This is a genomic window from Puia sp. (assembly GCF_035546395.1).
Lineage (GTDB): Bacteria > Bacteroidota > Bacteroidia > Chitinophagales > Chitinophagaceae > Puia.
Window position 1 is genome coordinate 69,330 of the sequence record NZ_DASZXR010000001.1, and the last position, 14,900, is coordinate 84,229.

At 56.8% G+C, this 14,900-nt stretch carries 11 protein-coding genes and 1 pseudogene; 9 read left to right on the forward strand and 3 right to left on the reverse strand.

Annotated features, from left to right (window positions below; genetic code table 11):
* The first annotated feature begins 58 nt into the window (after positions 1-58).
* The gene (locus VHE34_RS00315; RefSeq protein ID WP_325583371.1) at positions 59-2,458 is read left to right on the forward strand and encodes an ABC transporter permease; all 2,400 of its coding nucleotides are present in this window, start codon (positions 59-61) and stop codon (positions 2,456-2,458) included.
* A 159-nt stretch (positions 2,459-2,617) separates the two neighbouring features.
* Here the strand turns inward: VHE34_RS00315 and VHE34_RS00320 are convergent.
* A pseudogene (locus VHE34_RS00320) lies at positions 2,618-3,652 on the reverse strand (O-antigen ligase family protein); the annotation flags it as partial.
* Between the two features lie 71 nt (positions 3,653-3,723).
* Between VHE34_RS00320 and VHE34_RS00325 the strand changes: the two are divergent.
* A complete protein-coding gene (locus VHE34_RS00325) occupies positions 3,724-4,620 on the forward strand; it encodes a glycosyl hydrolase (RefSeq protein ID WP_325583373.1) in 897 nt (298 codons plus the stop codon).
* A gap of 1 nt (position 4,621) precedes the next feature.
* Here the strand turns inward: VHE34_RS00325 and VHE34_RS00330 are convergent, their stop codons facing one another.
* Positions 4,622-6,136 (reverse strand): hypothetical protein, encoded by a 1,515-nt coding sequence (locus tag VHE34_RS00330; RefSeq protein WP_325583376.1) that lies wholly within the window; start codon positions 6,134-6,136, stop codon positions 4,622-4,624.
* A 68-nt stretch (positions 6,137-6,204) separates the two neighbouring features.
* Here VHE34_RS00330 and VHE34_RS00335 point away from each other — a divergent pair, with 68 nt between their 5' ends.
* Positions 6,205-8,877: a glycoside hydrolase family 2 protein gene (locus VHE34_RS00335; RefSeq protein ID WP_325583378.1), complete on the forward strand. Its 2,673-nt coding sequence runs from the start codon at positions 6,205-6,207 to the stop codon at positions 8,875-8,877.
* Here the strand turns inward: VHE34_RS00335 and VHE34_RS00340 are convergent.
* A complete protein-coding gene (locus VHE34_RS00340; protein ID WP_325583380.1) occupies positions 8,862-9,719 on the reverse strand; it encodes an AraC family transcriptional regulator in 858 nt (285 codons plus the stop codon). The two genes, VHE34_RS00335 and VHE34_RS00340, sit on opposite strands and share 16 nt — an antisense overlap.
* A 120-nt stretch (positions 9,720-9,839) precedes the next feature.
* On the opposite strand from VHE34_RS00340, the gene VHE34_RS00345 reads away from it, so the two are divergent.
* The 6 genes from VHE34_RS00345 (at position 9,840) to VHE34_RS00370 (ending at position 14,894) form a co-directional block, all read left to right on the forward strand.
* Positions 9,840-10,841, forward strand: coding sequence for a phytanoyl-CoA dioxygenase family protein (locus VHE34_RS00345; RefSeq protein WP_325583382.1), 1,002 nt, complete (start codon positions 9,840-9,842; stop codon positions 10,839-10,841).
* A 109-nt stretch (positions 10,842-10,950) separates the two neighbouring features.
* A complete protein-coding gene (locus VHE34_RS00350; protein WP_325583384.1) occupies positions 10,951-11,838 on the forward strand; it encodes a hypothetical protein in 888 nt (295 codons plus the stop codon).
* Positions 11,839-11,895: 57 nt separating this feature from the next.
* Positions 11,896-12,711 (forward strand): OmpA family protein, encoded by an 816-nt coding sequence (locus VHE34_RS00355; RefSeq protein ID WP_325583386.1) that lies wholly within the window; start codon positions 11,896-11,898, stop codon positions 12,709-12,711.
* A 41-nt stretch (positions 12,712-12,752) separates the two neighbouring features.
* A complete protein-coding gene (locus VHE34_RS00360; protein WP_325583388.1) occupies positions 12,753-13,229 on the forward strand; it encodes a DinB family protein in 477 nt (158 codons plus the stop codon).
* A 34-nt stretch (positions 13,230-13,263) separates the two neighbouring features.
* Entirely contained in the window at positions 13,264-14,073 is an 810-nt protein-coding gene (locus tag VHE34_RS00365) for an SDR family oxidoreductase (RefSeq protein ID WP_325583390.1), read from the forward strand.
* Between the two features lie 5 nt (positions 14,074-14,078).
* Positions 14,079-14,894: an SAM-dependent chlorinase/fluorinase gene (locus VHE34_RS00370; protein ID WP_325583392.1), complete on the forward strand. Its 816-nt coding sequence runs from the start codon at positions 14,079-14,081 to the stop codon at positions 14,892-14,894.
* Positions 14,895-14,900 lie beyond the last annotated feature (6 nt).

Below are 14,900 nucleotides of genomic sequence, written 5' to 3' on the forward strand. Positions count from 1 at the left end.
ATAAGGGTCGTACGCACCCGTATAAATGTTGCATCGGAAATATTCCTTAATTTGAGGAATGCTCCGAAATTTTATCAAACTAACCGCCCGCCGGCTTATCCGGCAAAAGGGCTTCACCTTCATCAACATCCTCGGTCTCACCGTCGGCCTCTCCTCGTGCATCCTCATCGGTCTCTTCATCGCCGATGAGCTGGGCTACGACAATTTCCAGGCAAACGGCAACCGCATCGTCCGCCTCGTCATGGAATTCGGGGCTCCGGGCCGTTCGTCGACGGTCGCCTACACCGGCACCAAACCTGGCCCCCAATTCAAACGCAGCTTCCCGGAGGTCCGCGAATTCGTCCGCTTTGCAAAATATACCCGCTCAGTCGGAGCCGGTGACAAGAATTTCAAAGAGTCGGAATTCATCTATGCCGATACCCCCTTGCTGTCCGTATTCTCCTTTCCCCTGCTGTCCGGCGACCCGAAGACCCTGGCAAGCCCCCAGCATCTGTTCATCTCCCGTCGGTCTGCACTCAAATACTTCGGGTCCACGGATGTCGTGGGGAAAACCCTGCGGATCGATTATACCAAAGACTATACGATCGGCGGGGTCCTGCAGGACCCCCCTGGCAATTCCCAGATCCAGTTTGATTTCGTCGCCAACTTCGCGGAGCTTCCCCAGGCCGCCGAGGAAAATTGGTTCAACGCCAACTGGTTCACCTATCTCTTGCTGAACGACCCGAAGAACGCGCCGGCTCTCGAACAACGGATCAACGCCTATACACAGACCCCGGCCGTCAAACAGCAGGCGGAATTGAAAGGCAACGAATACCTCTCCTATCACCTGGAACCGCTGCACCGGGTTCACCTGTATTCCGCCTATGAAGGACTCGAACCCAACGGGAGCGTAACGACCATCTATATCCTGCTGGCCATCGGCCTGCTGATCCTCGTCGTAGCCTGCTTCAATTATACCAACCTCACCATCGCCCAGTCGGCCAACCGCACCGGGGAGATCGGCATCCGCAAAGTGCTGGGCGCCGCCCGCGGCCAGCTGTTCTCACAGTTTGCCGGTGAATCCCTGCTGCTCACCTTCGTCTCCCTGGTCCTCGCACTGGCGGTCAGCATCGCGTTGCTACCCTCCTTCGACCAGTTGACGGGTAAGCAGCTGCTTGCCCGCGACATCCTGCAGCCCGGGACCCTTGTCCCCATCTTCGCAGCGGCAGGGGCCATCGGCTTTTTGGCCGGCGCCTACCCCGCCCTGCTTCTCTCCGGTACAAAACTCATCACCATCCTACGGTCCGGCTTCCGGCTCGCCGGCCGCAATACCGGCCTGCGCCAGACCCTCATCGTCGTGCAATTCGTGATCTCCCTTTTCCTGATCATCAGCACTGTCGTCATCCTCCAGCAAATGAGTTTCATCCGGAACAAAGACCTGGGCTACAATCGGGATCATGTCCTCGTGATCCCCTATAGCTGGCGCGACATGGCCCAGTACAACGCTTTGAGAACGGCCATGGGGGGCCTGCCGGGAGTACGGCAGATCACCGGCTCCAGCAGCGTCCCCACCTCGGTCGGCTGGACGGACATGCTGTCCACCGATAACGGCAACGGCCCGATCCGCTTTCCTGTCAACTGCATTCCCGCTGATTTGAATTTCGTACGGACAATGGACATGCAGCTGATTGCGGGCGCCGATCTTACCATGGCCGATCTGCCGGCCAACAGGCCCATCAACGCCGACAGCAGCCGGACGCTATCCTTCATCATCAACGAGACCGCTGCAAAAAAGATCGGCTGGAGCCCCGAACAAGCCCTTGGTAAAACGATCACCCGTTATAACCAGAACGGCGTGGTAAGAGGGGTGGTAAAGGACTTCCATTTCGCCTCCATGCATCAACCCATCGGCCCGATCCTCATTTATGCCGATACAGGCGAGATCCATTGCCTCCTGCTTCGCCTCGGCGGAACTCCTCTTCCCGCAGTGATCGACCGGCTGCAAGCCACCTGGAAACAATATATCGCCGTACGCCCCTTCGAATACCATTTCCTCGACGAGGATTTCAACAATCTATACCTGGCGGAACAACGCACCGCCACCATCTTTACGCTCTTTTCCACCCTCGCCATCCTCCTGGCCTGCCTCGGCCTTTTCGGCCTGGCCGCCATCAGCACGGTCCAGCGGACAAAAGAGATCGGTATCCGCAAGGTCCTCGGCGCAGACCTGCTCAACATCTGCCTGTTGATCAGCCGCTCCTTCCTCGGAATGGTCCTGCTCGCCATCGTGATCGCCAGCCCACTGGCCTGGCTAGCGACCGACAAATGGCTGCAAGGCTTCGCCTATCGCATCCCCGTGCATGCCTGGGTCTTCCCGCTGGCCGGCATCGGCGTCGTCGCCCTCGCCTTCGCGACGGTCAGCTATCACGCGCTCCGCGCCGCGGGCATGAACCCCGCGAAGAGTCTCAAAACAGAATAGTAACGGGAAAAAACAAAAGAGGAACAGCGAATGCTGCATCTCCAGCGTCGACTGGGTCAGCGCAAGCAGCAGCAGCATAATGAGAACCAGCCAGCCGGCCCTGGTCCCCGTTCGTCGGGCGAGATCCACCATCAGCCCGATGGCGGCAAGGAAGATGCAAAGCCCGATCACCCCGCTACGGACAAAGGTCTCGACGAATTGATTGTGGAAATTATAACCCCGGTACCGCATCTCCGCAGTAAGATATTTCCGGTTCAACAGGTCCTGGCTGTCGCCCGCGCTCACGCCGATGACCCAGGCGTTCTTTTCGTTGACGATCTCCTCCGCGAATTCCCACATGAGCAGCCGCAGCGACACCCCGTTGAAGTGAGCATGCCTGTCGTTCGGATGCTGACCAAGATACCGCCAGTCATCATGCAGGATATCCCGGTATCGCTGCTGGACCGGGTTGTGCGTGACGGCCAGCGCAGTGCCCCCGGCGATCACCAGCTCGACAACGCCAATGGACCGTCGCGCCTTCAGCCGAAGCCCACGCCATCCCGATTTCGACACGATAAAGACCACCGTCAACACCGCCAGCAACAATTTCGAATTCAGCAGGATCATCATCACCGTGAAAAGGGCGATCATTGCCCCGCGAAAAGCGCCATTCCCCTCCGGACTCAGCAGAAAGATCAACGCGATCAGCACGTAACCCGAGAAAAATACCGCGTTGAGATCGATCACTGCCGTTAGCTCGTGATAGAAGAAGACCCCCGCCCGTCCCGTGTCCCAAAGCCGGAAACCAGCCACCATCAGGCAAAGGATGCTGATCGCGACGAGCAACCGGCAATACGCCTTCATCAGCTGCCGGAACCCCTGCCGGTCGATGACGGCGCCGCTGCAAAAGACGAACGGGATGGCGACAAGCGTCGCCTTGCTCTCCACGTGCTTGAAAGCGGTGCGAAGGTCATGCGTGTAGAATAACCCCGCCACCTCTATCGCAAAAAGGGAGAAATAAGCCAGGAAGAACCGGTTGGAAAAAGCCCTGCGAACGGCCTCGAGCGGTCTACCTCCATCGGCCAGCCGAAAGATCACCAGCGCGATGATCAGACAGCTATTGAGATTGAACCAGGAGCACAGCGTTGTGCCGATAACAGCCATCGTCAATAGGAAAAAGGCCTTCTTTTGAAGGAAAGGAATATGCGCATCCATAGCACGATGGAAACGCGGATAAAACTGTTAAAAGTTGCCTTCGTTGGCACCAATCTTGCAATAATGAAGCAATGACCCGGTACCTGCTACCCTCTGCATTGGTTCTCATACTGTTGCTAGGCAGCTGTAAAAAGGACTCCACTCCATCCCAAGAGGGAGGCGGTACCGATACTACCGGGACCAACCCCTCGTCGCCCGCCACAAGCTCAAAAAAAGGGGTCGATTTCAACGTTTATGCCCAGTATGGAAACTTCGAGACAAATGTGGTCAATCTGAAGGCATTCTGGTATTACACCTGGGGAACGCTCGTCCCGCTTCCCTCCCCGAAGAATTGCGAATTCGTGTCCATGTTCTGGGGACCCGGCAATATGACCGATGCGAACATCTCGGCCACTCGGCAGTCCAAAGCGCAGGGGACCGTCAAAAATATCATCGCCTTCAACGAACCCGATCGCCAGGATCAGTCGAATATGACCGTGTCGCAGGCCCTCGCCTACTGGCCAAAATTGGAAGGTCTCGGCCTGCCCCTCGGCAGTCCCGCCACTTCCTGGCCCACCCTTCAATGGTTTTATGATTTCATGGACTCGGCCATCGCCGAAAAAAGGCGCGTGGACTTCATCTGCGTACACATGTATGTCGGAACGGACGACAACGCTTTTGTCCAAACGCTGCAAACCGTCTATGACAAATACCACCTCCCTATCTGGATCACCGAATTCGCCACCGCCGACTGGAACGCCACATCTGCCTCCGCGAATCAATATTCCCCCGCCGATGTGCTCGGTTTCATGCAGCGCCTCCTGCCCAGGCTGGACGCACTTCCCTACGTCCAGCGCTATTCCTGGTTCTCCGGTTCTCCCACCGATCCTACGCTCTGGTCCTCGGCCCTCATCGGCGCCGATGGCAAGCTCACCACCCTCGGCCAATGGTACTCCAACTACCAACCCAATACGGCGATCAAACCCTAGTTCAGCGCTTCCGGTACAATACCCAGATATCATTGATCGTATTGATCCCCTTCGAATCCAGAATGGCGTCGATCCCCCATAACAGCCTCGAAGAATACAACACCCGCCGGTAACCCAGGCTATCCAGCCACCTTAGCTGCCCCTTCAGCTGATCATACGTACCCGCAACATACTCCGCCTCACGGGGCATCAGCCGCAGGGAATCCTCCGGCCCCAGCCGACGGAACCGCAAATTCGTCGCCGCCTCCCGGTAAAAGACGAACGGCAACCGGTGTTCCGTCTCAAACGGCGTTCGGTTGACCGTCCAGATCGTCACGGGCCGGTCCGCAAACTTACCTTTCAGCAAAACAGTAAAATAAAGCGCCTGTGAATAGGGCGTATATAACAGCACCACCAACAGGAACCCATTCAGTCCAATGCTGAACAACGCAAGACCGTTAAACAGCCGCCGCATGCCCTTCCGCTGCCGCCACCACCAATCGATCAGCCCGGGCAAACCCCAGCCGACGATCAACGGAAGGACGTTCAGCACCGGGAAAAGGAATCGTTCCTCTTTATGCGCGACAAGACAATGCCCCAGGATAAAAAATAGCACTGCCAGCGTTAACGGTTGACGAAGCTGGCGCACAATCGCCTCCTTGAATCCCCCGTACAACAAAACGAGACTCAGCGGCGGCGTGACGATCACCGCGGCCAGCACTCCGACGTACAACAGGAACGAGGAGGTCCCCATCGACGCCGCCTTCCCTTCGACGATATTCACCTCGTAATAGGTATAGGGCGTAAAAACCCACTCGTGGTAGAAGGCTGCGTCAAGCACGGTATTCAAACCCATTCCGGCGATGAATCCGAGCGCCAGGGGAAGCATCCGCCGCCGTTCTTCGCGGACCGTCAGCATCCACACCCCGAATCCGGCAATGGCAAAAGCCGTTTGGAAACGGGCATAGAAGGCCAGGCTGAAAACAAACCCGGTCGCCAGCGCCACCCACCACCCTCTGCCGTCCTTACGATTGGAAAGATCATAACCAAAGACCCCTCCAAAGAATAAAAAGGAGGAAAGCATTTCGCTGCTGAACAGCGTTCTTGTATAAGGAAGGAGCCACGAAAAATTCAGGATCAGCAACACTCCGAACAGCACCCGCCGGTCGCGTTGGAAATAATACAATGCCATTGCGTTGAACAGCACAAAAAGCAACAGACCAAAGATCATCCGCAACAGGCCCAGCTGGGAGTAGGGATCGTGCATCCCCAGCTCCGAGCAAAGCCAGGAATAACCCGAGAAGAGATACACCTGCAACGTCGGTCGCAGATGCGCCGCAAATTCCCAAACCTGTCCCGCAGCCGATGGCCGGTGCAGCTGCCACGAGGAGAATTCGATGATCTGAAAATACTGATCGGGATGATAGATGCCCACGGCCGTCCAACAAAGGATGATCTGAACGAGAAGGGAAGCCAATAACAATATCTGTAGCCGGCGATCATCGCGCAGAATGCCTTTCAAGGTTTCGAAATACATAGATCAATTGGGAATGCGCACCGAAAATAAGCCTTTGTGCTAAACAAATCAACCTGTAGCTTTACCGCATGATGAGAAAATACCCCTTGCTGACCGTTCTCTTGTTGGCCGTTTCCGGCCTGCTCTACGCTCAGAACGACTACGAACTCAACACCGGCTGGAAATGCCAGGCCATCGGGAAGGTCAAAGCAGGCGGCGACAAGATCTCGCAACCCGGGTACTCCACCACCGGCTGGCTCGACGCCACCGTTCCGGGCACGGTTCTCACGAGCCTCATCAATAATAAACTCGAACCCGATCCCTTTTATGGCCTCAACAACCAAAAGATCCCCGACATCTATACCGCCGGCCGCGAGCACTATACCTACTGGTTCGTAAAGAACTTCAAGGAAGCCGCTTCAAAAGACCAGGGCAAGGACCAGGTCTGGCTCGACCTTCGCGGCGTCAACTACTCCTGCGAGATATTTCTGAATGGCCACAAGGTCAACGAACGTACCCACTATGGCATGTACCTCCGCCAGTCGTACAACATCACAAAATATCTCGCCGCCAACGGTGACAACCGGCTCGCCGTCCTCGTCTATCCTCCCGATCCCGTCGGCAATCCCAACGGCGGCCAGGGCGGCGACGGCGAGATCGCCCGCAACGTCACACACCAGTATGTCGCCGGTTGGGACTGGATCCAACCCATCCGCGACCGCAATACCGGTATCTGGGACAAGGTGACGATCCATCACAGCGGCGCCGTGCGTATCCGCAACCCGCATATCATCACCGAGGTCTCCGGTATCCGATTCCCGGATGTGCCGGCCGCCCAACAAGCCCCCGCGGTCCTCCGCGTCAGCGCGGAACTGGAGAATACGAGCGCCGATACGGTCTCCGGCTGGTTGCACTATGTTCTCGACGGTGATTCCACAATAGGCAGCTTCAAACTCGCCCCACATTCCATAAAAGAAGTTCATCTTCCATTCCATATCCTCCGCCATCCGCGGATTTGGTGGCCCAATGGTTACGGCGATCAGCCACTGTACAAAACAAGCCTGTCTGTCATCGAAGAAATGACCGAGGCCAGTGCCGAAAACGGCAAACGCCTCTACCGCGATGCCGACGCCATCCCCCTCGACTTCGGCGTCCGCGAGCTCTCTACCACCTGGAACACCACGACGCACAGCGCGCAGCTGACCGTCAATGGCCAGAAGATCTTTATAAAAGGCGGCAACTACATCGTCTCCGACGAACTCCTCCGCCTCAGCCCCGAACGCTACGACGCCGAGGTCCGCTTCCACCGCGACATGAACCTCAACCTCATCCGCGTCTGGGGCGGCGCCCTTACCGAACGTCCCGAATTCTACGCCGCCTGCGACCGCTATGGCCTGCTGGTCTTCCAGGACTTCTGGAACTCCGGCGACTGCAACGGTCGCTGGGAAGACCCCATGAAGAAGGAGGATCAATGGACCCGCAAAAAATACCCCGACGACCATGACCTGTTCATCCGCTCCGCAGCCGACCAGGTCAAAATGCTCCGCAACCATCCCTCCCTCGCCTTCTGGTGCGGCGGCAACGAGATCACCCCGCCGACCGACATTTTCGCCGCGCTCAAGGACTCGATCATTCCCCGGCTCGACGGCACCCGCACCTTCTTCGACTACTCCAATTCGGACAGCATGTCCTTCAACAACCTCGGCGGCAACGGCGACGGTCCCTACGGTATCCAGGATATAAGAACTTTCTGGGGCAAGCGCACCTTCCCCTTCAACTCCGAGATCGGCTCCGTCGGTGTGGGGGATATCGAATCCCTCGAGCGCTTCATTCCCAAAGAACACCTGGTCGCACCTGCCCCTCATCAAGTTGAAGACGAAGTCTTCAACTATCACAAATACATCGGCTACGACTCTTCCGTCTACGCCTATGGCCCTATAAAAGATCTCCGCGACTTCACGGAAAAAGCCCAATTAGTCAACTACGACCAGTACCGCGCCCTCATGGAAGGATTCAGCGCCCACATGTGGGACTGGTACACCGGCGCCATCATCTGGAAGACCCAGAATCCCTGGACCGCCCTCCGGGGTCAGATGTATGACTATTACCTCGATCCCAACGCCTGTCTCTACGGCCTCCACAGCGGCAGCGAACCCCTGCACATCATGTACGACCCTGTCACCGGCATGACCATGATCGCCAACAATACCTTCCGTACGGTCCGCGATCTGATGATGCAAATACAGGTGCTGGATATGAATGGCAAGACCCTGTCGAAGAGCCAGCAGTTCTTCGAGGTTGGCCCGACCGTCGCCAAGAATTATATTCCCATCGGTCACCAGCTCGATCGCCTGCGGGCAAAAGAAGGGGTCTTCCTCTCCCTCCGCCTGCTGGACCTGAACCAAAAGATCGTCAGCGATAACTTATATTGGCTCCCCGACAGCACCGGCGTCTACAGCGGCCTTCAGCACCTGCCCGCCAGCGCTGTCGCTGTCACCGCCACTCAAACGGAAAAGACCCGCATCTCCGTCATATTCAAAAATCCCGCCAGTGGCGCCGTGGCGTTCTTCAACCGGGTATCTCTCATAGACCCCAAAACAAAACAGCGCCTCCTGCCGGTCTTCTACAGCGACAACTACGTCTCCATACTCCCCGGTGAAGCAAAGACCATCACCCTGGACTACACGCCAAAACCCGGCGTGACACCCCAGGTCGCGGTCCGCGGCTGGAACCTGGAAGAAAAAACTTACCCGGTAAAATGATCGCGATAACGCTTCTTGAACTCCGAAGGATTCATTCCCTCATGAAGCCGGAACAATTTATTGAAATAGGAAACACTCTCTAACCCGACCTCGAACGCCGCCTCGGTCACCGACCGCCCCTGCAACAGCAGCGTCTTCGCCTGCCCGATCCGGTATTGATTCACAAAATCTGTAAAGGTCATCCTCGTCTGCCGTTTGAAATACCGGCAGAACGCCGCCGTGCTCAAATGCACCTGCGCCGCAACCTCATTGACGTCCGGTCCCTGGTCATAACGGCGATGAATATACTCATACACCGACGACATCCGGACCTTGTCCGTCAGCATGCTCTTTACGCCCGTTTGCTCCTCATTCAGCTGCAGCACGTCCACCCTCTCCGCCGCCAGCTGGTAAAAGATCCGCAGCAAAGCCACCAGTTGCTCAAATGGGCCAAGATCAAACATGGCTTTCAATTCCGAACCCACCCGCTCCTTTACGGCTCCGCCAAACGATAACCCGTAAGCCGCCCTTGCAAACAGCTTCTCCACCCCGCCCAGTTCCGGCGCATGTTGCAACGCATCGCCAAGAAAGTCGGGCGCCAACTGCACCACCACCTGGTGATATTCGGTCTTCAATCCGTAATCGAAATTCAAATGGGGGATATTCGGACCGATAAGCACAAGATCGCTCTCGATATAGCTCGACACATGCAAGCCGACATGGCGGATCCCGGCCGTCGCTTCCACATATACAAGCTCATATTCGGGATGATAATGCCAGTAGAAATGATCCCGCAGACTCGGTGAGAACAGCCGGAAACTCTGCCCCTCCCCGGGCACCACTTTTTCGAGTTGGACCTTCATATACCAAAAATTACGGAAAAATCGGCAAAACTAGTCAATACAGAGCAAAAACAGGTCAACCCGGCGGTTGTTCCGCAGGGCCCCCGCGATCGATCTTTACATCGTCAAACAACATGTCATATGCAAACAACACCCACCGCCGCAACCAACACGCCCCAGGGCACAATGGCCGCAACAATGATCCCCGATAACGCCCATAAGGATATCCCCGGCAACCCCTCCACCGCCACCAGCAGCAAGCTCAATCTCCGCCGGACACTGGACGGCCCACCCCTCAAAGTTCTCTCAGAAGCCGACTGGCAATTCTGGCAACACAACGGCTATGTCATCGTCAAAGGCGCCGTTCCCCGTGAGCAGGTGGCCGAAACGGCCCGTTTCCTCTGGGAGTTCGAAGAAAAGGATCCTGACAACGCCGACACCTGGTATACCGCGCCCCGCGCCGAAATGCAGATGAAAGAGCTGACGAACACCGGGATGGTCGAGGTTTACAACAACCAGAAACTCTGGAACAACCGCCAGATGCCCCGCGTCCACGCCGCCTTCGCCGACATCTGGGGCACCGAAAAGCTCTGGGTCACCATCGACCGCGCCAATCTCAACTTCCCCCTCCGCCCGGGCTTCGAATACAAAGGTTTTATCCACTGGGACTACGACCCCGAAACAAAACCGCAGAACGTTCAGGGGGTCCTGGCCCTCGCCGATCAGACGGACGAGAACATGGGCGGATTCCAATGCATCCCCGAACTCTTCCGCACCTATGATACCTGGAAGCTGACACAGCCCGTCGATCGCGATCACTTCAAACCCGATACAACCGGATTCGATCTCGTCAAGGTGAAACTGGAAGCAGGCGACCTGCTCATCTTCAACAGCTCCCAACCCCACGGCATCCGGCCCAATCTCAGCAAGGACAAGGTCCGCATCGCCCAGTACATCTCTATGATGCCCGCCGAAGAGGACAACGAACCCCTCCGTCAATGGCGCATCCGCTCCTGGCGCGACCGGATCGCCCCCGAAGGCTATGCCTTCCCTGGCGACCCCCGTAATTGGGAACAAACCCGCTACGGCACCGCCGAACTCAGCCCCCTTGGCCGCAAACTCCTCGGACTCGACAGATGGTAGAACGCCACGGGCGTTCTGGCCGAAGGCCCATCATTAACGCTTCACAAACGGGAAAGCCTTGGCTTTCCGAAAAAGTTAACAATTAGCCGGGTATCTTTGTATTTCAAATATGAAGATACCCAGCCTCATATTCACCATAGCCATCGCGATAGCGACAACATCCTGTGGCTCTTCCCATAAAGCCACCACGGCAGCCGATCCCGCGAATGACAACTGGCAGCGCATGCCGCTGACCATCGACGGCAAAGACAATGATTGGATAAAACCCCTCCCGAACGCGATCGCAAAGGAGCACCTCACTTATTCCGTCACCAACGACGACCAATTCCTTTATATCCTGATGGAAACAAAAAGCCCGCAGGAACAACAAAAGATCATCCAGGGAGGAATGACCGTCTGGGTCAATACAAAAGCAGATAAAAGCGAGGCCGGCGCCGTCGGTGTCGGCTACCCCCTCGACTCGCGCATCAACCACAACCAGCAACTGATGGAAGAGGCCCAACCCGAGAGGTACAAGAACAACAAACCCATCACCCTCGAGGATAAAAAAGCATACGCCCTCTACGGCTTTTCAAAGGACAGCACCGGCAGCTATGACTATGCCGATGACAACAACCCGCAAGGGGTGAAGATGCGCATGGATTATAACAACGAGGGCGACCTGGTCTATGAAGCGGCCATCCCCCTGCAGACCCTATATCCCAATCATAATCCTTCGGCTTCTTATGCCGCCAACAGCGTCGCCATAGGCATTTATCTCGAAGGACTTCCTCCCGATGCCAGCGTCCCCCGCGGGGGTGGCGGCGGACCCGATATCGGCGTGGGTGGCGGACTTGGCTTCGGCTCCTTTGGCAGCGGCGGCGGGATCGGCATCTCCATCGGCACCGGCTCCCTCATCGGAGGTGGCGGCGGCAGAAGACAGCTCTTCAAACCCTCCTACAACTGGCAGGTCGTCCAGCTGGCCCGCGGCCACTCAGCCGGCGCAAAGCCCTTCTAAATGGCCCAATGATTGTAATGAACACAAGTACCTATTGTTCAACAACAATCTACATGTATGAAAAAAGCCATTCACCTGGCGGCGCTCGCCGCCGTAACCGCTTTATTTATAGTTAGTTGCGTCCCGACTCGCCGTTGGAAAGCCTCCGAATCCGCCCTGGCCGCCGCCCGCGCCGACAGCGCCCGGCTCGCCCAGCAGGTCGTCCAGCACGAGAATACCATTGGGCAACTAAGACAACAAATTGGGGACCTGAATAAAAAGATCGACGATCTCACCAACCAGTCCGGTCTCACCCAGAACCAGCTCAATCAAAGCAAAGAACAGATCGCCGAACAACGCCGTCGCCTGGCCCAGCTCCAGGCACTGATGGATCAGCAGAAACGCGCGATCCAGGACATCCGTAAAAAGATGAGCGATGCCCTCGTCGGCTTCAACTCGAAAGACCTCACCGTCTCCATAAAGAACGGCAAGGTCTATGTCAGTCTCTCCGAAAATCTCCTCTTCCCCTCCGGCAGCGCCACTGTTAATCCCAAAGGAAAAGAAGCCCTCGGCAAGCTGGCCGAAGTGCTCAACACCAACCCCGATATCACCGTCGATATCGAAGGCCACACCGATTCCGTTCCAATCCGCGGCCGTTACCAGGACAACTGGGCGCTGAGCGTAGCCCGCAGTACGGCCATCGTCCGCATCCTCACGACCGACTACCAGGTAGACCCCATCCGCGTGATAGCCTCGGGACATAGCCAATACGACCCCGTCCAAACGAATAGCACACCCGAAGGCCGCGCCCTCAACCGCCGAACCGAGATCATCCTCTCACCCAAGCTCGACGAGCTGTATAAACTGCTCGAATCGGGACCAACGCCGGAGTAGAAAAAGGAGCCCCGCATCGCGGGGCTCCTTATATTTGCAGAATGAGCAACCTATTCGTCACTACGAGTCTCCACACCTGGGAACAATCCATCAAAAGAGCCACCGGCTTCTTCGACAACTGCGGCGATGAAGAGCTGCTCCAACCTATTGTCCCGGGCAAAAACCGCGTCATTTACCTTCTCGGCCACCTGGCCGCCGTACACGACCGGATGTTCCCCCTGCTGGGCCTCGGCGACCGCCTCTATCCCCATCTCGACGATCTGTTCATCACCAACCCGGATAACCCCGAGGCAGCCTATCCCGCCGTACACGAGCTGCGCCGCGCCTGGGCCGCCGTCAATACCGGCCTCACCGAAAAATTTCGCAGCTGGTCACCCGAAGAATGGCTGCAGAAACATACCGCCGTCTCCGACGCCGACTTCGCAAAGGAACCACACCGCAACCGGCTCTCCGTCGTGCTCAATCGCGCCGGCCACGTACAATATCATTTGGGTCAGCTGGTTTGGTACAAAAAATAGGCATAAATTTGCACCGATAACCAACTGAGTATACATGTCTTTTTTCCAGGATAAAGTAGTCGTCATCACCGGTGGCAGCGATGGCATCGGTAAAGCCTTGATCGAAGCCCTGATCCCCCTCGGCGCAAAGGTCGCCACCTGCGGCCGCAGCCACGATAAGATCTACAAACTACAAGTCGAATACGCCCAGGTGATGCTCCATGCCGTCGCCTGCGATATCAGCATCGAAGAAGAATGCCGCCGGTTCATCGATTCGACCATCGAGACGTTCGGCCGTATCGATATCCTCATCAACAACGCCGGGATCTCCATGCGGGCCCTCTTCACCGACTGCGACACCAAGGTCACCCGCAAGGTCATGGAGATAAACTTCCTTGGCGCAGTCTACTGCACCAAGTACGCCCTCCCGTCCATCCTCGAAAACAAAGGCACCATCGTAGGTGTGTCCTCCACCGCCGGCTACCGAGGTCTGCCCGGCCGAAGCGCTTACTCGGCATCGAAATTCGCACTGCAGGGCTGGCTGGAATCCCTCCGCACCGAAATGCTCCACAGCGGCGTTCATGTGATGTGGGTCTGCCCGGGATTCACGGCCTCCAATATACGCCTGGCCGCCCTCGATTCCCATGGCGTCGCCCGCGGAGAAACCGTGCTCAACGAAGGTAGCCTGATGACCGCCGATGAATGCGCTCATCACATCCTCAAAGCCATCCGCCGCCGGAAACGCACCCTGGTGCTCACGCTCCTGGGCAAGGTCACCGTGCTGATCAACAAAATGGCGCCCTCCCTCGCTGACAGGCTCACCTATAAACATTATTATAATAAGAAGGGGGAGTTTGTTAAATAACCGGCATGGCCTTAATCACCCTGACATCAGATATCGGCCAAAAAGACTATCTCATTGGGGCTATCAAAGGCCAGCTGTTGCAGCAGGACCCGGGCTTTCAGCTGGTGGACATCTCTCATGAGCTGTCCCCTTTCAATTACCCACAGGCCGCCTATGTCTGCCGCAACGCGATCCGACATTTCCCGCCCTTTACTTATCACCTCATTTTGGTCAATCTGTTCGAGAAAAAGCCCGAACAACTCCTGTTCGCCTTCCATAAGGAACAATACCTGCTCTGCGCCGACAATGGTCTGCTCACCATGATCCTGGAAGGCCGGCCCGAGATGGTCATCGGCCTGCCTCTCGACCGAACGGCCGTCAAAAATACCCTCTACTGCGTTCGCACCATGGGCCAGGCCATCCAACAGCTCATACAGGGCGCCGGCCTGCTCTCCATCGGTAACCCGGACACCCCGTTCACCGAAAAGAACCACCTCCGCCCGGTCTTCGGCGACAACTGGATCGAAGGCCAGATCATTTTCATCGATCATTTCGAGAACGTCATCGTCAATATCACCCGCGAAGAGTTCGAACAGCAACGCCGCGGTCGCGGCTTTCGCATCGTTTTCAAACGCGACGAGACGATCGATAAGATAAGCGAGACCTATGCCGATGTCGGGGAAGGCGAAAAGCTGGCCCTCTTCAACTCCGCCGGCTACCTAGAGATCGCCATCCAGAAAGGCAATGCCGCCGGCCTCTTCGGCCTGCAGGACTTTACCGAGCAATCCCAACACCAGCAGAGTCGGCTTTTTTACCAGACAGTCAAGGTGTTCTTTGAATAGCACTGA